The organism is Marinobacterium halophilum (assembly GCF_003014615.1).
GTDB lineage: Bacteria > Pseudomonadota > Gammaproteobacteria > Pseudomonadales > Balneatricaceae > Marinobacterium > Marinobacterium halophilum.
Genome location: NZ_PYGI01000008.1, coordinates 79,194 through 98,798, shown reverse-complemented (window position 1 = coordinate 98,798; position 19,605 = coordinate 79,194). Strand labels below are relative to the sequence as shown.

The following is a 19,605-nucleotide window of genomic DNA, read 5'->3' as shown; positions in this document are numbered from 1 at the left end:
CAGCGTGGCTGTCCGGTCAGGAGTGAATACGTGTTTGCTGTAGAAAAAAAACATTGCGACATTACCGGCTTTGAAGCACTGAACCACGATGTGTTCCGGGTGCGTCTGCGCCTGGAGGCAAGCGATCGCGACAACATGCATTTTCATGCCGGTCAGTATCTGGATCTGCATCTGCCCGAAGGCAAAAAAGCGTCTTTCTCCATCGCTTCGGCACCGGATCAGGGACGCGATCTGGAACTGCATATCCGTCAGGTGCCGGGCAGCGAGTTCAATGCCATGATCCTGGAGCACCTGCGTACGCAGACAGCGATCGATGTCGAGCTGCCCAAGGGTGCGTCTTGTCTCAATGCACATACGCTGTCACCGGATACCCGTTTCATCTTTGCCGCGGCCAGTACCGGCTTTGCCCAGATCAAGAGCATGGTCGAGCACCTGCTGGCGAACCAGGTGGGTAATCCGATCGACATCTACTGGGGCGCACGGGTGGAAGCGGACATCTATCTGGAAAAGCTGCCGCAGCAGTGGGCTCATGAGCATGCCAACGTGCGCTTCGTGCCGGTGGTCAGCGAACCGGAAAACAGTCCCGGCTGGGAGGGTCGCACGGGGTTGATGCCGGATGCGCTGGCCGCTGATCTGACGGCTGTCGACGCTGACCTGGCGGTGTATGCCTGTGGCTCACCGGGCATGGTACATGCGCTGGTGGACCGACTGGAAGCCAAGGGTGTTGATGACGCACAGATCCATTCCGATGTGTTTGCCTGGTCTCCACGTCCGGCGAAAACCGCCAACTCCTGAGTGTGGCAGGACCACGTAATGCCTGCTTGATGCGGGAATGAAAAAAGGGCAGCCGATGAGCTGCCCTTTTTAGTGTGTGCGATGACCTGCGTTGGTCAATGCGGCAACGGCAGCGCCGGCAATGTAGGCGTTACCTGACTGAGATTGGTCTGCATCAGTTGTGCCGCCTGCTCGGTCTTGCCCAAATGTTGCAGCAGGCGCAGCAGTTCACCAAAGGTTTCCACACGGGGGGCCAGTTCGAAGCTGCGCTCGAAATGGCTGATCGCCTGATCCCAGTGCTCGTTGCGCATGTTCAGGCGTCCCAGTGTCAGCTCCAGCTCGGCACAGTCCGGATGTTTCTTCAGCCAGCCTTGAGCGGTCTCCAGCTGTTTGCTCGGATCCTTGCCTGCCAGTGTGCCGTAGAGTTCGACCAGGCGTGCATCCCATTTGCGTTTGATCAGGTCCAGCAGTACGGTCTCGGCTTCCGCTTCGGCACCGATGGTGCGCATCAGCTCGGTATAGCGACCGACCAGGACTGGGTCGTGCAGCAGGTGCTGGGGCACGGCCTGCCAACTGCGGCTCAGTACCTGTAGCCGTTCCTGCATGTCGGTATCGGCGGGCAGTGTGGCGACACACTGGTTCAGTCGTTGCAGGTGGCACTGCTGTTCGAGGGCGCTGAGGTCGGCGTCGCTTAATACCTTCTGGCGCTTGAGTTCGGGCAGCAGCTGAATCAGTGCCAGCCAGTCTTCCAAGCGCTGATACGTCTGTTGCAACAGGCGCAGTACGCGAGTGTTCTTGGGGGCCTGACGGCGCAGATTCAGCAGGTTGGCCAGGCAAGGTTCGAGCTGGCCACGGTCCAGCTGGAATTGCGCCTGGGTCAGACCGATCGCGACTTCAGCCTCAGGTGTTGAGGTGCGAGCCTTGTTGAGCAGAGCATCGGTGCCGCTGCTGTCACCCTGTTCATGGGCGGCACGGGCGGCAGCCAGATAGTTGACCACCGGCAGGTCTGAACGCTCGGCGGCCTGGCTCAGGAAGCGTTGGGCTTTCCACCAGTTGCCTTCGGACAGGGCGACCATCCCTTTCAGGGTTTTGCGCTGGCTGATGCGCTGGTTGCGGCGGCTCTGCCAGCCCCGTACCTTGTCGCCTGGCATGCGTATGCCGGCGATCAGGTTCAGTAGCCAGTGGCCCAGTGCGAAGCCAATAATCAGCAACAGCAGCAGCACCCAGAGGCTGGTTTCGATCGTGGTCTGTTTATAGGCGAGCAAGACATAGCCGGGGTCCTGTACCATCATCTGGCCCAGCCAAGCCCCGGCGACCAGAAAGATCAGCAGGAAAACGAAGAGTTTTTTCATGGATCAGCCCTCTTCCCGCAGTGTTTGCATCTGGCGCAGGTAATCTTTCAGGCTGGCCAGCGAGCCGGAAATGTCCGGCAGTTCCGGGGCTACATTAACCGACTGCAGTTCTTCCAGTCCTCGCAGCAGTGCCTGGGTGTCGGCCTGCTTGCTGTCAAAATGGGTGCCGATCCAGTCGTGTGCCTTGGCCAGGCTGGTGGTGTACACATCCTGTTTACGCTGCAACAGGGCCATCTGGGCCTGTTCCAGCATCAGGTGCAGGTTTTGCTGCAGGAAGAAAGTCTGTTCTGGTGACATCAGCGGTTTGACCGGCTGGTCATGATGCTGGATCACGATCAGGGTCTCGAACTTGTCCATCGCGGTGTTCCAGCTGCTCTTCAGGCCGTCGCCAAAGGATTGCTGTACGCTGTCGGGCGTGATCTCTTCGAGCAGGGCGGGCAGTTTGCGCTTGTCGGTGATCGGGGTGACGCGGAGTCCATCGACCTGACGGTTAAGGGCGGCGAGTTTGAGGAAGACGCCTTCGGTGTCCAGGGTTGGCACGGCTTCAAGGGCGGCGATATCTTCAGCCAGCGCCTTGCGCACATCGTACAGAGTGACGTCATCGGTCTCGCGCAGGCTTTCATCGGCGGACTTGAGCAGGTTCAGGGCACCGGCGGCGGTCTGTTCCATCAATACGCGCTGGTTGGCCAGACGCAGCAGATATTCCACTTCCGCCAGCAGCCAGTCCTTACGGCTGACGTCGGCATCGGCGGTGACCTGCTGGATGCTGCGGGTCAGGCGATCCTGCAACTCATCGATATTGGCCTTGTCGGCCTCGGCACGGGCCTGCAGTTGGCCGAGCTGTTGGCTGACACCGGCAACGGTTTCGGCTGCCTGCGCACGGCCATTGGCCAGTGCGGTTTCAACCTGTTGGCTGATTTGGCTTTGCTGCTGGCTGTTCTGCTGTTTCAGCTGCCAGCCTTCCCAGAACAGATAGCTGCCACCGCCGAGGGCGATGACTGACAGCGCCAGTGCGAGTTTGCCCGGCCAAGTCGCGCCACAGCGTGGTTCGTCGGTCGCCGTAGACGGTGGCACGGTAGCCTGTGCCTGAGTTGCATATGGCGGCGGGTCTTCGCTGCGGACGTCGTTGACGCTGTCCTGCTCGTGGGTGGTACTGTCTTCATCTACCTGAGCTGCGGTCTTGCTGTCCTGCGGTGCAGATGTCGTATCGTGGGTCTTTTTCATGCCGTGTTCCGATGGTCAGGCGGGTAGCAATGCGTCGACCATGGAGCGGTCGTCTGGTCCCTGTGCTACCCGGATTCGGTTGAATCCCAGCGAACGGGCCAGCTCGGCAAGGCGGGCACTGGGAACGATGATCAGAATATTGGTCAAGGTGGCGCGGTGTTGTCCACATAAGTGCAGCAGATTGCGCAAGGCTTGACCACTGGTGATCAGGATAGCCGATAACGGTTGCGTATAAATAGTACTTTGGATAAGACCGGGCGGATAAGCGGGGCAGACGCGGCGATAGATGTGGGCATAATCGATACGGGCGCCGCGGCTGCGCAAGGTCTCTGCGAGCAGGTCGCGGCCGCCTTCAGCGCGCAGAATGAGTATGCGCGCATCGGTCATATCCTGCATGGACGGGTGTGCCAGCAGGGTTTCGGAATCAAAACCGCCGTCGGCGTGCCAAGCGTTGACGCCTAGCTGTTCCAGCCGGTCGCAGGTCTGCTGGCCGATGCCGACCCAGCGTACGCCCAGCGGCAACTGGGGCCAGTATTCATCGATCCAGTCGGCACCGATGCTGGCGGCATTGGGGCTGACGAAAATAACGTCGCAATAGCGGTCCAGATCGAGAATACAGGCCTTGCACTGCTGGAAATCGGCCCCGTCCTGCTCGGTTGTGGGGACGATCTCCAACAGTGGCAGAGCAACCGGTTCTGCGCCCTGTTGGTGCAGGAGTTCGAGCTGGTTACGGGACTGGTGGGCCGGGCGGGTGACCAGCACCCGTTGCCCGCTCAGCGGTTTAGCCACGTTCGCTATACACTTCGCGCAGAATGGCATCGGCACCCGCTGCCAGCAGGCGGTCGGCGAGGGTGATGCCCATTGCTTCGGCCTCGGCGCGGGGGCCGCGGATCTCGTCACGCAGGACACGGGTGCCATCCGGGCGACCGACCAGTCCACGCAGATACAGCTCTTCACCGGCGTCATCAAGCACGGCGTAGCAGCCGATCGGCACCTGGCAGCCGCCTTCCAGACGGCGGTTCAGCGCCCGCTCGGCCAGTACACGGCTGGCGGTATCGGCATGGTGCAGCGGTGCGAGCAGGGCGATCAGCTCGGCATCATCATTGCGGCATTCGATGCCTACGGCACCCTGACCACCGGCCGGCAGGCTCTCTTCTGCGCTGATCTCCTGGCGGATGCGCTCACCCAGTTTCAGGCGCAGCAGGCCAGCGGTTGCCAGAATGATGGCGTCATATTGGCCTTCGTCCAGCTTGCGCAGACGGGTCTGCACATTGCCGCGCAGGAAGCGAACCTGCAGGTCGGGTCGGCGTTCGCGGATCTGCACTTCACGGCGCAGCGAGGAGGTACCCACCACTGCACCCTGAGGCAGATCATCGAAGCAGGCATAGGCATTGCTGACAAAAGCATCGGTAGGACGCTCGCGTTCGCAGATCACCGGCAAGCCAAGCCCTTCAGGAAATTCCATCGGCACGTCTTTCATTGAGTGCACGGCGATGTCGGCACTGCCGTCGAGCAGGGCATTTTCCAGTTCCTTGACGAACAGGCCCTTGCCGCCGATCTTGGCCAGCGGGGTATCCAGAATCTTGTCGCCACGGGATTCGATCTTGAGCAGCTCGATGTTGACGTCCGGGTGGTGCCGTTCCAGCTCCGCCTTGACGTATTCGGCCTGCCAGAGCGCGAGCAGACTGCGGCGGGTGGCAATGCGGATGGTGCGGGACATGGGACTCTCCTATGCAAGCGTCAACCCTGAACGCATGAAAAATAAACAGGATTGTATCAGATCGTCACTGATAACGGCCAAGTGCGGCCGACGCAAGACTGATGCGGGCCAGGGTTGCTATAATCGACGCCAAATAGACAGGGCCGCTGCGGTGGCCGAATCATCAGGAGATGCCCGGCATGAGCCAGAAGACCAATCAGCAGTGGGGTGGCCGCTTCAGCGAGCCGACCGACGCCTTTGTTGCCCGTTTTACCGCGTCCGTCGATTTTGACCGTCGCCTGTACAAGCAGGATATCCAGGGCTCCGTGGCCCATGCGCGCATGTTGGCCAAGGTCGGGGTGCTGACCGAAGACGAGCGTGACGCCATCATCCGCGGTTTGGGTGAAGTGCGTGTCGAGATCGAGCGCGGTGAGTTCGAGTGGTCGGTAGCGCTGGAAGATGTGCACATGAACATCGAAGCTGCCTTGACCAAGAAAATCGGCATCACCGGCAAAAAACTGCACACCGGACGTTCGCGCAATGATCAGGTCGCGACCGATATCCGTTTGTACCTGCGTGATGAAATTGACCTGATCCTTGCTGAAATTAGTCGTCTGCAGCAGGGCTTGCTGGATCTGGCCGAACAGGAAGCGGACACCATCATGCCCGGCTTCACTCATCTGCAAACGGCCCAGCCAGTGACCTTCGGTCACCACCTGTTGGCCTGGTTCGAGATGCTGAGCCGTGATTACGAACGTTTCGCCGATTGCCGCAAGCGGGTCAATATCCTGCCGCTGGGTGCCGCCGCATTGGCGGGTACTACCTACCCGATCGATCGCGCTTATACCGCTGAACTGCTGCAGTTTGATGCCCCGGCCGGCAACTCGCTGGATGCGGTTTCCGACCGTGACTTCGCAATCGAATTCTGTGCGGCCAGCAGTCTGCTGCTGATGCATATGACGCGCATGTCCGAAGAGCTGGTGCTCTGGACCTCGGCTCAGTTCAACTTCATCAACCTGCCGGACCGCTTCTGCACCGGTTCCTCGATCATGCCGCAGAAGAAGAACCCTGACGTGCCTGAGCTGGTGCGCGGTAAGAGCGGTCGTGTTTACGGTCATTTGATGGCGCTGCTGACGTTGATGAAGTCCCAGCCGCTGGCCTACAACAAGGACAATCAGGAAGACAAGGAGCCGCTGTTCGATACCGTAGACACGGTGAAAGGCTGCCTGCGCGCCTTCGGTGACATGATTCCGGCGATCGAATCACGCAAGCCGGAAATGCGTGAAGCTGCACTGCGTGGTTTTTCCACAGCGACGGATCTGGCGGACTATTTGGTGCGCAAAGGGGTGGCGTTCCGTGATGCCCACGAAATCGTTGGTCTGTCGGTGGCCTACGGCATCAAGACCGGCAAGGATCTGGGTGAAATGACGCTGGAAGAGCTGCAGCAGTTCTCGGATACCATCGCTGCCGATGTATTCGATGTGCTGACGTTGGAAGGGTCTGTTGCCGCCCGTAACCATATTGGCGGTACTGCGCCGGATCAGGTGCGTGGCGCCGTGATCCGTGGTCGCGACCTGTTGTCGGCTCGCGCCGAATAAGACCTCGCGGAGCCGCCACCCGGCGGCTCCCGTATTCTCGGCCCTGTCAGCGTAGGGTGATGTCGACCATCAAATCACCGGCAATTGCTTCCAGTGCCTGTTGCAGCTCGTCCGGGTCCAGCTCGGCCGGTGCCAACAACTCGGCTTCCGCCTTGAACAGCTCTTCTGCCGACATTGAGCCTGAAATCAGTTCCGTGCTCAGCCGTTCCACGTTGATGTGGCGGGTGGCCAGTGCCTGGGATATTTCGCGGACGATGCCAGGCTTGTCGTGGCCGACCAGCTCCAGTGTGATCGGCTGCATTTTGGCGACTGCCGGTGTTTCTTCACTGCGCTCAGCCGTGACCTTGAGGCCCTGAGCCTCCAGCGTCGCCAATGCACCGATCAGAGCGTCGATCTGGCTTTCAGGCACTTGGGTAATCAGGATGCCGGCAAACTTGCCGCCCAGGCGAGACATGCCGGATTCCAGCCAGTTGCCTTCATGGTTGGCAATGGTGTGGGACAGTAGCCCGACCAGGCCCGGCTTGTCCGGTCCGATGACGGTAAGAACCAGTGATGTCAGCATAATGATCGACCTTTTTTATTGGATGTCGGAGAAGCAGCAACCGGTGCTGCGTGTTTTCGAATGTATACCAGATATCGTTGATTATCACCGATTGTTGCCGGGTTTTTGCTTGATGTATTGACGACGGAAGGCAGGTGAGATGTGAGTGCTGCATGTAATTATTGATAAAGTGTAGTGATATGCAAACATGTTAAGTTTGTATGCAGGTTTTTTTCGACGACGTTCGCGAAAGATCCAAAAAAATGCAGATAAAAGATGAAAAAATGGCATTTAGGGTTGAAAAAAAACCTGCCTATGGAAGACTAGACGTCATCCATTCGGGGGATTTTCCCCGAATTTCGCATCATTACATTCACAACACCAAGATTAATCTGACCCTATGAACAAAAGTCCGGATCTCGTATTGATACTCGTTGTTGTCTTTGTCGTTGGTACGCTCATGACGGGCATATCGCAGAGTGATCTGCAGCTGGCGGCGATGGTACAGGACGTCTTCAACAGCTGATGCGGTAAATCCGGCTATCAGTGGCAACACCATCCAGTGGAACGTCCCAGGGTTCCAGAGGTAGTTGTGGTTGACGCTGAAAATCATGCGCCAGGCCGATCAGTCTTGGCCCTTTTAGTGCTTTCGCCCGCAGTTTGAACGCAAAGCTGCGGTCATAGTATCCCCCGCCCATTCCCATCCGTCCGCCATCGGCGGAAAAGGCCACCAGTGGCATCAATACCAGATCCAGTGCGTGCGCCGGACGGCGTGGTTGCCCCTGCAGCACTGGTTCCAGAATGCGGTAGCAATTGCGGCGCATTGGGGTGTCGGTATCATAGGGTGTGAACCAGAGGCGATTGTGTCGGATCGGATGCAATACCGGTAAGTACAGCTGTTTTCCCAGTGAGCGGCAGAGCTTTATCAGTGGCGAGGTGTCGATTTCACCATCGTTGGGCAGATACAGGGCGATATGTTGTGCTTGCCGGAACCAGAGGTGTGAGCGCAAATTTCGGCACAGTGACTGTGCGGCGTGGCGTTGCTGGCGGGCAGTGAGGGATCGGCGTCGAAGACGTATCTGGCGGCGGAGTGTCTTGCGGTCCTGCATCATGGTAAAAAAGGCTTCCCAGAGTGCCGGTGTCGGTCGTGGCCCTGAACCCTAAGGTTCAGAGTGGAAGCGTTTACAAGTGAATTAGGCTTTCCGTCAAGCGGACATGCTCACAACACCAGTTAACGCTGCCTGGTAACTGCTTATCGGCTCGAGGGACTTGACCGACTGTCGCACACTCCAGGAACCTGATAGTCATTATACGCACTTGGCGGCCGATGTCAGCCCTTGAAATTCTGTCAGTTTTTGCTAAGGATAAGATCTATCCTGTTGTTGAATAATGGCTTTTCAGGAAGATGAAGAGTTTTCATCACGGTTGGCGTGGCGAGTCAGGCTGTGATCGATCTTTTGGCCCAGGCGGCGCAGGTTGGTCTCGATATTCTGGCGTTGCTGTTCATGGCTTTTGATCAGTTCGTGAGACATGTTCAGGGCGGCCATTACGGCGATCCTTTCCAGCCCGATGATCTTGCCGGAGCCACGAATATCCTGCATTTTCTGGTTCAGGTAATCGGCGGAAGCCAGCAGCTCGGCTTCGGCACCATCCGGACAGCTGATGGTGTATTCCTTGTCCAGCAATTTGACCGTCACTGTACGTGCATCCGCGCTCATGAATTCTGCTCCAGTGCCTTGAGTCGCTGTATCATGCCTTCAACCTTGCCGCGGGTCTGGTCGTTCAGCTGCACCAGCTGAGCGCGTTCTTCACGCAGCCGTATATCCTGCTGTCGCAGTTGCCGGTTTTCCTGCTCCAACTGTTCGACGTGTGCCAGCAGTTGGTCAATCTTCAGTTCAAGTGCGTTGAAATAGTGTTCGCTCATGCTGGGCCCCATACAATACCTGCTGACTATAAACAGCTGCCGCGACAGGGTCAATCGACGCTCCATGGCTCTGTTTATAGTGAAATGCTAGCATAGAGATCAATGCGGTGCCGGTTCTGTCCGGTTACCCTCGCCTCAACAGACTAAACCCCGGATAGATGACTATGACCCATGAACAGGCCGCTTCGGTAGAACTGCCGGACTTCGATACCTTGGCCGACTGGCTGGTTGAGGAGGGTGCGCTGACCGTATCGCCGGCAGAACTGCACGGACTTCTGGCCGGGCAATTGGCGGCGGGTGCCCGCTTTGATCCGACGACTTTGCTGCAGCGTATCCAGCAATTGCTGGACCTTGAACCCTTTTCCGGTGCCGCCGTACGCACAGGGGTGATGCAGCTGTACCTTGCCACCCTGCAGCAGTTTGAAGCCCCGGATTTCAGTCTGGAGCTGCTGTTGCCGGACGATGATCAGCCATTGCCGATTCGTGCCGATGCCCTCGGTGTGTGGTGTAGTGGTTTCCTTAGCGGGTTTGGCCTGCAGGAACGCAAGGGCGCCCAGGGGCTGTCGGTTGAAGGACAGGAGACCCTGCGTGACTTGGCACAGATTGTACAGATCAGCACTGCTGCCGATGCCGACTCCGAGGAAGATGAAGGCGATCTGATGGAGGTGCAGGAATATGTGCGCATGGCTGCGCTGCTGGTCTTCAGTGAATGTAATGAGCCCGATGCCCCGGCGGCCGACGCACCCGCCAGCGATACACCGGTACTGCACTAACCTTTGACAGGATGCCGTGATGAAGATTTCTCAAGACGAATTTGCCCGCCGCCGTGCCCGCCTGCTACAGCAGCTGCCGGCGGGCAGCATTGCGCTGGTCTCGGCCAGTCATTTGCAGACCCGCAACCGGGATGCCGAATATGCGTTTCGTCAGGACAGTGACTTCTATTACCTGACCGGTTTCAATGAGCCCGATGCGTTGCTGTTGCTGATGCCCGGGCGTGCCGAAGGCGAATACGTGCTGTTTTGTCCGCCACGGGATCCGCAGCTGGAGGTCTGGACCGGCTACCGCGCAGGCCCCGAGGGTTGCGAACGTGATTTCGGTGCCGATCAGGCGTTCGCGCTGGACGCACTGGAGCAGCAGATGCCGCTGCTGCTGAATGGTGTGCAGCGACTATATTACGCACTGGGCAGCGATGAAGCTCTGGATACTCGCGTACGTGGCTGGCTGAACCAGGTGCGGGCGCAGGCGCGTCAGGGGGCCGAAGCACCGGAAGAACTGGTACTGCTGGACAACCTGCTGCATGAGCTGCGGCTGTTCAAGAGCGATGAAGAGCAGGCGGTCATGCGCCGTGCCGCGGAGATCTCCGCCGAAGCCCACTGCCGGGCGATGCTGGCCTGTCGTCCGGGGATGCACGAATATCAGCTGGAAGCCGAAATTACCGGTTACTGCATGCAGCAGGGCGCGCGCTTTCAAGCCTATTCGCCGATTGTCGGTGGCGGCGCCAACGGCTGCATCCTGCACTATATCGACAATATGGACAGGTTGCAGGATGGCGATCTGGTGCTGATCGATGCCGGGTGTGAACTGGATAACTATGCCAGTGATATTACCCGTACCTTCCCGGTCAACGGTCGTTTCTCGCCACAGCAGAAGGCACTGTACGAGCTGGTGCTCGACACTCAGCTGGCCTGTATTGACGCGATGCGCCCCGGTGTTCTTTGGAACCGTATTCATGACCTGTCCGTTGAGTGCCTCACCGAGGGCCTGATCCGTCTGGGCCTGTTGCAGGGCGAACGGGACGAGCTGATCGAAACCGAGGCCTACCGTCGTTTCTACATGCACCGCATTGGTCATTGGCTGGGCATGGATGTACATGATGTGGGCCAATACAAGGTGGACGGTGACTGGCGACCGTTGGAGCCGGGCATGGTCATGACCATTGAGCCGGGGCTCTATGTAGCACCGGACGATGACAGTGTAGCGCCTGAATGGCGCGGGATCGGTATCCGTATCGAAGACGATGTGCTGGTAACTGCGGATGGTCACGAGGTGCTCACCGGTGGCGTGCCTAAAACCGTGGCTGCGATTGAGGCACTGATGGCGCGGGCCTGAACCGCCGGAGAAACGGACAATGCAGCAGTATGATCTGATCATTATCGGTGGTGGCATGGTAGGGGCCAGTCTGGCAGCCGCCTTGCTGCCGGTGGCGCGGGAACTGGAACTGAATATGGCGCTGATTGAAGCGCAGCCGCTGCCCGCTGCCGGTGAACCGGTATATACCCCGAGTTACGATGCGCGCTCCACGGCTTTGGCCCAGGGCGTACGCACGCTATATCAGCGCATGGGGCTCTGGTCGGCACTGGAGGCTCACCTGACGCCGATCGCACAGATCCACGTGTCCGATCGTGGCCGTTTCGGCTGTACACGCCTGCACGCGCAGGAAGAAGGTGTGCCTGCGCTGGGCTATGTGGTGGAGAACCACTGGCTTGGGCAAGTGTTGATCAGTCATCTGCAGGCACATGCGGGCGATCGACTTACCCTGATCTCGTCCGCTGAGGTACAGGCGTTGACGCCGACTGCAACCGGCAATGAAATCCGGCTGCACACCGCTACCGGTGAGCAGCACCTGCGTGCGGAACTGGTGGTGATGGCGGATGGCGGGCGCTCGACCCTGCGTGAGCGTTTGGGCATTCATTACCGCGAGCAGGCATACGGTCAGCATGCACTGGTGGCCAACGTCTCGCTGGACCGTGCGCATGCCAATATCGCTTATGAGCGTTTCACCGAGGCCGGGCCGCTGGCGCTGTTGCCGGGTGAGACGCTGGACGGACAAACGCGTTGCGGTCTGGTCTGGACGCTGGCCGATGATGCGCTTGATGACGTGCTGGCGCTGGATGACCGTGCTTTCCTGGCCCGTCTGCAAACGGCGTTCGGTTACCGTGCCGGCCGCTTTACCGCCGTGGGCGAGCGTCATCATTACCCGCTTAAGCTGACACTGGCGGATGAGCAGGTCCGGACCGGATTGGTGGTGCTGGGCAATGCGGCCCATGCACTGCACCCGATTGCCGGTCAGGGCTACAACCTTGCGTTGCGAGGTGTGGTGGCACTGGCCGATGTGATCATTGCCCGCCGGCGTGCGGGGCTCCCGCTGGGCGCTCTGGACGGTCTGCAGGTGTTTGTCGAGCAGCGCCGTCAGGATCAGCAGCGCACCATCGCCTTCAGCGACCGCACCTTGAAATTGTTTACCAGTGACAATCCTCTGTTGCGTCTGGGACGTGGTCTTGGCCTGCAACTGCTGGACAGCTGCCCGGCGGGCAAGACCCTGTTTGCCCGTGCGGCGATGGGGCTGGATCAACCTGCGGCGCGTTTGCGCTGACATCGGAGACGTCGAAATGACAACTGCACAGCACGCCGAGGTAGTGATCGTAGGGGCCGGCATGGTTGGGCTGGCGCTGGCCCTGGCGCTGGCACCTTCAGGGCGGCGCATCTGTTTGCTGGAGCAGCGTGAGGGCAGTGTCGAGGGTTGGCTGGATCAACTCTGTGCCCGTCCCGAGGCGCAGTACGACCCCCGGGTCAGTGCACTCAATCTGGCGTCGGTGGAACTGCTGGATCAGCTTGGTGCCTGGGCACTGATTCGTGATCTTTACCGCATTGGTCCCTACCGCAAGATGCAGGTCTGGGATGGCGAAGGTGACGGTCTGATCCAGTTTGATGCCGATGCGCTGCATCAGGAGTGTCTGGGCTATATCGTGGAAAACTCGGTGATTCAGGCCGGTTTGCTGCAACAACTGTCGGCACACGACAATTTGCAGCTGGTGACAGGTGTCAGCCTGCAGCAGCTGTCGGCACCGGAAGCGGATGGTCAGCGCACGTTGACGCTCAGTGATGGCAGTTGCTGGCAGGCCGGTTTGGTGGTGGGGGCTGACGGTGCGCTGTCACGTACCCGCCAGCTCAGCGGTCTGGGCGCGCTCGAGTGGGATTATGGACACCATGCGCTGGTGACCACCATCACCACCGAGCGTGAGCATGCCGATACCTGCTGGCAGCGCTTCACCGAGGATGGTCCGCTGGCGCTGTTGCCGCTGGCCGGTGGTGATCGGCAGCGGCTGTCGATCGTCTGGTCGACCTCGCCGGAGCATGCTCGCAGTCTGATGGCGTTACCGGATGAGGCGTTCCGCCAGGCATTGGGGCAGGCATCGGATTATTGCCTGGGCGCGGTGCTGGACAGTGCCGAACGCCAACTGATTCCGCTGCGTCAGCGTCATGCTCATCAGTATGTCGATGCAGGGCTGGCACTGATTGGTGATGCGGCGCATACCATTCATCCCCTGGCAGGCCAGGGGGTCAATCTGGGCTTCATGGATGCGGCCGCGTTGGCCGATGTGGTGGAAGCTGCCTGGCAGCGCGGCGAGTCGGTGGCCGACCCGCAGGTACTGCGCCGCTATCAGCGCCAGCGCCGCAGCGCCAACCTGACCATGGCTGCAGCCATGGAAAGCTTTCGCCGCCTGTTTGCACCGCAACCGGCACCCGTACGTCTGTTACGAAGCTGTGGCATGAACCTGATGAATCGGCTGGAACCGGTCAAGCAGCACCTGGTCATGCAGGCGATGGGACTGTCCGGCGAGCGTCCGCAACGGCTGCAGCGGACGCGGACTTGACAGTCGGTTAAAGATTGATCTGTGGCGCAAATGCCGATACATTGTCATCCCTTTTTTTGTGTTAACCAGTTGCGACGCGGCTTCGGCTGTCGGTTCGGAACACTGCTGCAGATGGGTTTGCCGATGGGACATAAGACTGCACTTCACGCACAACATCATGCATTGGGCGCCAAACTGGTCGATTTCAGCGGCTGGGATATGCCGTTGCACTATGGCTCCCAGGTTGAGGAACACCACAAGGTCCGTCAGAGTGCCGGCATGTTTGACGTGTCGCACATGACCATAGTCGATGTCTCCGGTGCCCAGGCACGCAGCTATCTGCGTCACCTGCTGGCCAACGACGTCGCGACCTTGAAGCAAAAGGGCAAGGCGTTGTACAGCGCCATGTTGAACGAGCAGGGCGGTGTGATCGATGATCTGATTGTCTACCTGATGACCGAACCCGATGCCTCCGGCGAGTGGTACCGTGTGGTCGTCAACTGCGGCACCCGCGAGCAGGATCTGCGCTGGATGGCGGACCAGGCTGTGCGTTTCGACGTTGCGCTGACCGAACAGCCCGAGCTGGCGATGATCGCGATTCAGGGGCCCAAGGCTCGGCAGCGCGTTGAACAGGTCGTAAGCGAATCCCGCGCCCGCCTGATCTCCGAATTGAAGCCCTTTTTCGGTCAGGAGTCGGAAGGCTGGTTTATCGCCCGTACCGGCTATACTGGCGAAGATGGTCTGGAAATCATGTTGCCGGAAGATGAAGCCGCCGCATTCTGGCAGCAGTTGCTGGACGCGGGCGTTGCTCCTTGTGGCCTGGGTGCGCGTGATACCCTGCGTCTGGAAGCCGGCATGAACCTGTACGGTGCCGATATGGATGAAGCGACATCACCGCTTGAAGCCGGTATGGGCTGGACGTTGGCGCTGGAGCCGGCGGATCGTCACTTTGTCGGCCGTGAAGCGGTTGAGGCACTCAAGGCCAAGGGTGTGGCGCAGCGCCTGGTCGGACTGGTGTTGACCGAGCGCGGCGTGCTGCGCTCACATCAGAAAGTTGTGGTTGACGGCCTGGGCGAAGGTGAAATCACCAGCGGCAGTTTTTCGCCCACGCTGGGTCACTCGATTGCGCTGGCGCGGGTGCCGGCAGGTACTGGTACTGAGGTCTGCGTCGAGATGCGTGGCAAGCTGGTGCCGGTGCAGGTGGTCAAGCCGCCGTTTGTACGCCATGGTGAAAAAGTATTCTCCTGAACGAGTCAGATAGGAAGCCGATATGAGCAATGTCCCGAACGAACTGAAATATGTTGCCAGCCACGAATGGATCCGTGATGAAGGTGATGGCGTTGTCACCATCGGTATTACCGAACACGCCCAGGATCTGTTGGGTGATGTGGTATTCGTTGAGCTGCCGGATATCGGCGCCAACGTGGCTGCCGGTGATGATGTGGGTGTGGTTGAGTCCGTCAAGGCGGCATCCGACATCTATGCGCCGCTGAGTGGCGAAATCGTGGAGATCAATGAAGCGTTGGAAGATGCGCCGGAAAGCGTCAACTCCGACCCTTACGGTGATGGCTGGTTCTTCAAGTTGAAGTTGAGCGACAGCGCCGAGCTGGATGATCTGCTGGATGCTGACGGTTATACCGCGCACTGCGAATCCGAAAGCTGATAGCGGTCTCCGACCCGAATCTTTTCACTGTCCCGGCCTTTTGCCGGGACAGTCATTTCAGAGCAAAGACAGAGCACAATGAACCTCAAACCTCTCACACTGCAGTCGGGTGCTGATCGGCGCCTGCGTGGCGGCCACCTGTGGATCTACAGCAATGAAGTCGACAACAAGGTTACGCCACTGAAAGGCTTCGAGCCGGGCGAACAGGTTGTTGTGCAGGATGCACGCGGCAAGCCCCTGGGGATCGCCACGATCAACCCCAATACCCTGATCTGTGGCCGTTTGCTGAGCCGCGACTTGAGTCATCCGCTGGACCGCTCGCTGCTGGTTCACCGTTTCAATGTGGCCAAATCGCTGCGTGAGCAGTGCTTCGACCAGCCCTGTTATCGGGTGATTTTCGGTGATTCCGATGGTTTGCCCGGCCTGGTGGTTGACCGCTTCTATGACATCTTCGTCGTGCAGATTTCCACCGTTGGCATGGAAGTCGTGCAGGAGCAGATCATTGATGCCCTGAACAAGGTGTTTCAGCCACAGGCGATCGTGTTGCGCAATGACGGCAAGATGCGGGCAACCGAAGGTCTGGAAACCTATATCGAAGTGGTACAGGGCGAAGTGCCCGAGCTGGCACCGCTGAGCGAGAACGGCGTCAACCTGGTGGCACCGATCCTGACCGGCCAGAAAACCGGCTGGTTCTACGATCACCGAGAAAACCGTGCCCGCATGCAGACGTTGGTCAAGGGCAAGCGCGTACTGGATCTGTTCAGCTATGTGGGTGGCTGGGGTGCGCAGGCGCTGGCAGCCGGTGCCAGTGAAGTGGTCTGTGTCGATGCGTCGGTAACCGCACTTGAAGTGGCGGCGGAAAATGCGCGCCTCAATAATGGCGAGACCCGTTTCCGTGGTCTGCAGGGCGATGCCTTTGATCTGTGCAAGGCGCTGGTGGCAGACAAGGAGCGTTTCGACCTGGTCATTGTCGATCCGCCCGCATTCATCGCCCGCCGCAAGGATATCCGCAACGGCGAGCGCGCCTATGCCCGCATCAACAATTTGGCCATGCGTCTGCTGGGCCGTGATGGCACGCTGGTATCGGCATCCTGCTCCATGCATCTGGCCAAGGACCGCATGGTCGATATTCTGCGCTCCAATAGCCGAGAACTGGACCGTAATGCGCAGATTTTTGCTCAGGGCAGTCAGGGATCAGACCATCCGATCCATCCGGCGATCCCTGAAACCGAATATTTGAAAGCCTACTTCCTGCGCGTGTTGCCGTCTAACTGACACCCGCGCAGTTCTTATCAGCAGGAGAGCACCGATGGATTATCTGACCCTGGGACACTCTGACCTTGAGGTCAGCCGCATCGCCTTGGGCACCATGACTTTTGGTCGCCAGAACAGTGAAGCCGAGGCGTTCGAGCAGCTGGACTATGCGCTGGAACGGGGCGTCAACCTGATTGATGCTGCCGAAATGTATCCGGTACCGACGGCCGCCGAGTTTCAGGGTCGGACCGAAACCTGCATCGGCAACTGGATGCGTCAGCGCGGCAACCGTGAGCGGGTGATCCTGGCGACCAAGGCCACCGGTCCTGGCGAGATGGTCAGCTACCTGCGTCCGAACATGTGCCATGATGCGCGTAATCTGCGTTTGGCCATTGAGGGCAGTCTGCAGCGCCTGCAGACCGATTATATCGATCTGTACCAGTTGCATTGGCCTGACCGCAGCACCAATTTCTTCGGCCAGCTGGGCTATACCCATGATCCGACCAATCCGGGCACGCCGTTGGTGGAGACGCTGACCGTGTTGGGTGAATTGGTGAATGAGGGCAAGATTCGTCATGTCGGCCTCTCCAATGACACGCCCTGGGGCACCATGAAGTGTCTGCAGCTGTCCGAACAGCTGGGTCTGCCACGCATCGTGTCGGTACAGAACCCCTACAGCCTGCTCAATCGCACGACAGAGGTTGGGCTGGCTGAAGTGCTGCTGCGTGAGCAGGTGGGTTTGCTGGCCTATTCGCCACTGGGATTCGGTGTACTGACCGGCAAATATGCCGATGGTGCCCGCCCTGAGGGCTCTCGCCTGGCGCTGTTTCCGGATTACCGTCGTTACCTGACCGAGCAGGGGCAGGCCGCTACCGAAAGCTACCTGCAGCTGGCGGCAGAGTTTGCTCTGGACCCTGCGCAGATGGCACTGGCCTACGTCAACAGCCGACCGTTCCTGGGCAGTAATATCATCGGTGCTACCCGCATGGGGCAGTTGCAGGCGAATCTGGATTCGCTTGAGCTGACGCTGAGCCCCGAGCTGCTGGCGCGGATCGAAGCGATTCATCAGCGTTACCCCAATCCCTGTCCCTGAAGCCGTCGGTCTCGATCTGCATTGCTGGCCGTTCACTTACCTGAAAGTGGGCGAGCAGCGTCTGCCTTTGCCATACTCAGAGCAAACCCGCGCTGAAGGAGAAAGCAGCATGCAGCAGCAACAACAAGTCCAGGATCTGATGCAGCCGGTACCTAGTCCTCTGCATCTGACGATGTCATTGGCTGAGGCGGTCGATCTGATTCTGCAGTCAGGTCAGATGGGATTGCCGGTGGTGGATGATGATCATCAGGTGGTGGGGTTCGTGTCCGAACATGACTGTATCGGTTATCTGGTCAGTGGCAGCTACCATTGCGACAGCCGCATTCAGGTGGCTGATATCATGCATACCGAACCGCTGTGCGCATCGCCGACGGAAAGCATTATCGATCTGGTGCAGAAGATGGGCGGCGACAAGCCAAAGACCTGGCCGGTTGCCCGTGACGGACGGCTGCTCGGTGTGATCAGCCGTCGTCACATCATGCGGGCACTGAATGCCAGCATGAAAGGCTGTCGTTCACGCGTCTGACGCGGGCATCAGCTCCAGTACCGGCCAACTCCGAGCCTGTGCGGTGGCTAACAGGCGCTCGTCCGGGTTGGTTGCCACCGGATTATCCACCACTTCCAGCAGCGGCAGGTCATTGTTGGAATCGCTGTAAAACCAGCTGCCTGCCAGGCTGTGGCCGGTTTCATCCAGCCAGGCATGCAGACGGGTCACTTTCCCTCCCTGAAAACAAGGCGTACCGGCAACCTTGCCGGTAAAGCGACCGTCGATCATTTCCGGGTCTGTGGCCAGCAGGGCATCAACGCCGAGGCGCTGGGCGATCGGTGCGGTCACGAAACGGTTGGTGGCGGTGATGATCAGCAGGAAATCACCCTGTTCGCGGTGGTGCTGCAGCAGTGCTTCCGCCTTGGGCAGGATGATCGGCTCGATGCACTCGGCCATGAATTCGGCATGCCAGAGATCCAGCTGTTCAGGTGTATGCTGTGCCAGCGGGTTCAGGGCAAAATTCAGGAATTCATGGATATCCATCTCGCCGCGCAGATATTCTTCATAGAAGCGGTCATTGGCAGCACGGTATTCATGCTCGTCGACAACGCCCTTGCGGCAGAGAAACTCGCCCCATGCATGGTCGCTGTCTCCCCCGATAAGGGTGTGGTCCAGATCAAAAATTGCAAGGCTCACGCAGGATTCCTCAGCATCGAGCCTGCTCCGGAGCGGGCAGGCAAAAGCGCAAGGATAGACCTGCAGGGGGGATGCACGCAATCGGAAGTCCGGCACGCTATTTGCCTAACTGCCGATCTGTGGAACAATAAAAAACAAATATGTTTAAGGTCAGGATCAGAATTGTGATTGATACAGATGGATTCAGACCCAACGTCGGAATCATTCTGGTTAACTCGCAGGGTCAGGTTCTTTGGGCACGCCGCATCGGGCAAGACGCCTGGCAGTTCCCGCAGGGTGGTATACAGTCAAACGAGACGCCGGAGCAGGCAATGTATCGTGAACTCGGTGAAGAGGTTGGACTGTCACCTGCTGATGTGGAAATTTTGGCGGTAACGCGCGGCTGGTTGCGCTACCGTTTGCCCAAACGCATGATTCGGCGTCATTCGCACCCTGTGTGCGTAGGCCAGAAACAGAAATGGTTCCTGCTGCGGATGCTCAGCGACGATAGTGCTGTGCGGATCGACGAAACCGACTCACCCGAATTTGATGGTTGGGAGTGGGTCAGTTACTGGTACCCTCTGGGACAAGTGGTGTCCTTCAAGCGCGAGGTGTACCGCAAGGCGATGAAGGAATTATCGCCCCGGTTGGCACGGTTGTCGGCCACTGACTAACGAATAGAGGAAC

At 59.1% G+C, this 19,605-nt stretch carries 21 protein-coding genes and 1 other RNA gene; 12 read left to right on the top strand and 10 right to left on the bottom strand.

Annotated elements, in window-relative coordinates:
• The first annotated feature begins 30 nt into the window (after positions 1-30).
• Positions 31-795, top strand: coding sequence for an NAD(P)H-flavin reductase (locus tag CLV44_RS07320; RefSeq protein WP_106591459.1), 765 nt, complete (start codon positions 31-33; stop codon positions 793-795).
• A gap of 95 nt (positions 796-890) precedes the next feature.
• On the opposite strand, the gene CLV44_RS07315 is transcribed toward CLV44_RS07320, so the two are convergent.
• The 4 genes from CLV44_RS07315 to hemC are packed head-to-tail and all read right to left on the bottom strand — an operon-like array spanning position 891 to position 5,070.
• Positions 891-2,126: a heme biosynthesis HemY N-terminal domain-containing protein gene (locus CLV44_RS07315; RefSeq protein WP_106591458.1), complete on the bottom strand. Its 1,236-nt coding sequence runs from the start codon at positions 2,124-2,126 to the stop codon at positions 891-893.
• A 3-nt stretch (positions 2,127-2,129) separates the two neighbouring features.
• On the bottom strand, positions 2,130-3,350 hold the full coding sequence (locus CLV44_RS07310) for a uroporphyrinogen-III C-methyltransferase (RefSeq protein ID WP_106591457.1): 1,221 nt from the start codon (positions 3,348-3,350) through the stop codon (positions 2,130-2,132).
• Positions 3,351-3,365: 15 nt separating this feature from the next.
• Positions 3,366-4,139: a uroporphyrinogen-III synthase gene (locus tag CLV44_RS07305; RefSeq protein ID WP_245912630.1), complete on the bottom strand. Its 774-nt coding sequence runs from the start codon at positions 4,137-4,139 to the stop codon at positions 3,366-3,368.
• Positions 4,132-5,070 carry a hydroxymethylbilane synthase gene (gene hemC, locus CLV44_RS07300; protein ID WP_106591456.1) on the bottom strand — a complete coding sequence of 313 codons (939 nt, stop codon included), beginning with the start codon at positions 5,068-5,070 and terminating at the stop codon, positions 4,132-4,134. The genes CLV44_RS07305 and hemC overlap by 8 nt, the downstream gene beginning before the upstream one ends.
• 179 nt (positions 5,071-5,249) lie before the next feature.
• On the opposite strand from hemC, the gene argH reads away from it, so the two are divergent.
• Positions 5,250-6,647 (top strand): argininosuccinate lyase, encoded by a 1,398-nt coding sequence (gene argH / locus CLV44_RS07295; RefSeq protein WP_106591455.1) that lies wholly within the window; start codon positions 5,250-5,252, stop codon positions 6,645-6,647.
• A gap of 46 nt (positions 6,648-6,693) precedes the next feature.
• On the opposite strand, the gene CLV44_RS07290 is transcribed toward argH, so the two are convergent.
• From CLV44_RS07290 to CLV44_RS07265, 5 genes are all read right to left on the bottom strand, one after another.
• Entirely contained in the window at positions 6,694-7,209 is a 516-nt protein-coding gene (locus CLV44_RS07290; protein WP_106591454.1) for a glycine cleavage system transcriptional repressor, read from the bottom strand.
• Positions 7,210-7,703: 494 nt separating this feature from the next.
• The gene (locus CLV44_RS07280; protein ID WP_106591452.1) at positions 7,704-8,300 is read right to left on the bottom strand and encodes a 5-formyltetrahydrofolate cyclo-ligase; all 597 of its coding nucleotides are present in this window, start codon (positions 8,298-8,300) and stop codon (positions 7,704-7,706) included.
• Positions 8,301-8,308: 8 nt separating this feature from the next.
• A non-coding RNA gene (gene ssrS, locus CLV44_RS07275) (6S RNA) lies at positions 8,309-8,487 on the bottom strand.
• A 98-nt stretch (positions 8,488-8,585) separates the two neighbouring features.
• Positions 8,586-8,906 (bottom strand): cell division protein ZapA, encoded by a 321-nt coding sequence (locus CLV44_RS07270; RefSeq protein WP_106591451.1) that lies wholly within the window; start codon positions 8,904-8,906, stop codon positions 8,586-8,588.
• Positions 8,903-9,112: a TIGR02449 family protein gene (locus CLV44_RS07265; protein ID WP_106591501.1), complete on the bottom strand. Its 210-nt coding sequence runs from the start codon at positions 9,110-9,112 to the stop codon at positions 8,903-8,905. Before CLV44_RS07265 ends, CLV44_RS07270 begins: the two co-directional genes overlap by 4 nt.
• Positions 9,113-9,276: 164 nt before the next feature.
• Here CLV44_RS07265 and CLV44_RS07260 point away from each other — a divergent pair, with 164 nt between their 5' ends.
• From CLV44_RS07260 to CLV44_RS07220, 9 genes are all read left to right on the top strand, one after another.
• Entirely contained in the window at positions 9,277-9,885 is a 609-nt protein-coding gene (locus CLV44_RS07260; RefSeq protein WP_106591450.1) for a UPF0149 family protein, read from the top strand.
• Between the two features lie 19 nt (positions 9,886-9,904).
• Positions 9,905-11,221: a Xaa-Pro aminopeptidase gene (gene pepP / locus CLV44_RS07255; RefSeq protein ID WP_106591449.1), complete on the top strand. Its 1,317-nt coding sequence runs from the start codon at positions 9,905-9,907 to the stop codon at positions 11,219-11,221.
• 19 nt (positions 11,222-11,240) lie between these two features.
• The gene (gene ubiH, locus CLV44_RS07250; RefSeq protein ID WP_106591448.1) at positions 11,241-12,485 is read left to right on the top strand and encodes a 2-octaprenyl-6-methoxyphenyl hydroxylase; all 1,245 of its coding nucleotides are present in this window, start codon (positions 11,241-11,243) and stop codon (positions 12,483-12,485) included.
• Between the two features lie 16 nt (positions 12,486-12,501).
• The gene (locus tag CLV44_RS07245; protein WP_106591447.1) at positions 12,502-13,767 is read left to right on the top strand and encodes a UbiH/UbiF/VisC/COQ6 family ubiquinone biosynthesis hydroxylase; all 1,266 of its coding nucleotides are present in this window, start codon (positions 12,502-12,504) and stop codon (positions 13,765-13,767) included.
• Between the two features lie 123 nt (positions 13,768-13,890).
• Positions 13,891-14,994, top strand: a complete 1,104-nt coding sequence (gene gcvT, locus CLV44_RS07240; RefSeq protein WP_106591500.1) for a glycine cleavage system aminomethyltransferase GcvT — start codon at positions 13,891-13,893, stop codon at positions 14,992-14,994.
• Positions 14,995-15,016: 22 nt separating this feature from the next.
• Positions 15,017-15,409, top strand: coding sequence for a glycine cleavage system protein GcvH (gene gcvH / locus CLV44_RS07235; protein ID WP_106591446.1), 393 nt, complete (start codon positions 15,017-15,019; stop codon positions 15,407-15,409).
• Positions 15,410-15,487: 78 nt separating this feature from the next.
• Positions 15,488-16,684: a class I SAM-dependent rRNA methyltransferase gene (locus CLV44_RS07230; protein WP_106591445.1), complete on the top strand. Its 1,197-nt coding sequence runs from the start codon at positions 15,488-15,490 to the stop codon at positions 16,682-16,684.
• Between the two features lie 34 nt (positions 16,685-16,718).
• A complete protein-coding gene (locus CLV44_RS07225; RefSeq protein WP_106591444.1) occupies positions 16,719-17,756 on the top strand; it encodes an NADP(H)-dependent aldo-keto reductase in 1,038 nt (345 codons plus the stop codon).
• Between the two features lie 109 nt (positions 17,757-17,865).
• On the top strand, positions 17,866-18,282 hold the full coding sequence (locus tag CLV44_RS07220) for a CBS domain-containing protein (protein ID WP_106591443.1): 417 nt from the start codon (positions 17,866-17,868) through the stop codon (positions 18,280-18,282).
• Here CLV44_RS07220 and CLV44_RS07215 read toward each other — a convergent pair.
• Complete coding sequence (locus CLV44_RS07215; protein WP_106591442.1) at positions 18,271-18,939, bottom strand: histidinol-phosphatase; 669 nt, start codon at positions 18,937-18,939, stop codon at positions 18,271-18,273. The two genes, CLV44_RS07220 and CLV44_RS07215, sit on opposite strands and share 12 nt — an antisense overlap.
• Positions 18,940-19,103: 164 nt before the next feature.
• On the opposite strand from CLV44_RS07215, the gene CLV44_RS07210 reads away from it, so the two are divergent.
• Positions 19,104-19,592: an RNA pyrophosphohydrolase gene (locus CLV44_RS07210; protein WP_106591441.1), complete on the top strand. Its 489-nt coding sequence runs from the start codon at positions 19,104-19,106 to the stop codon at positions 19,590-19,592.
• Positions 19,593-19,605: the final 13 nt, after the last annotated feature.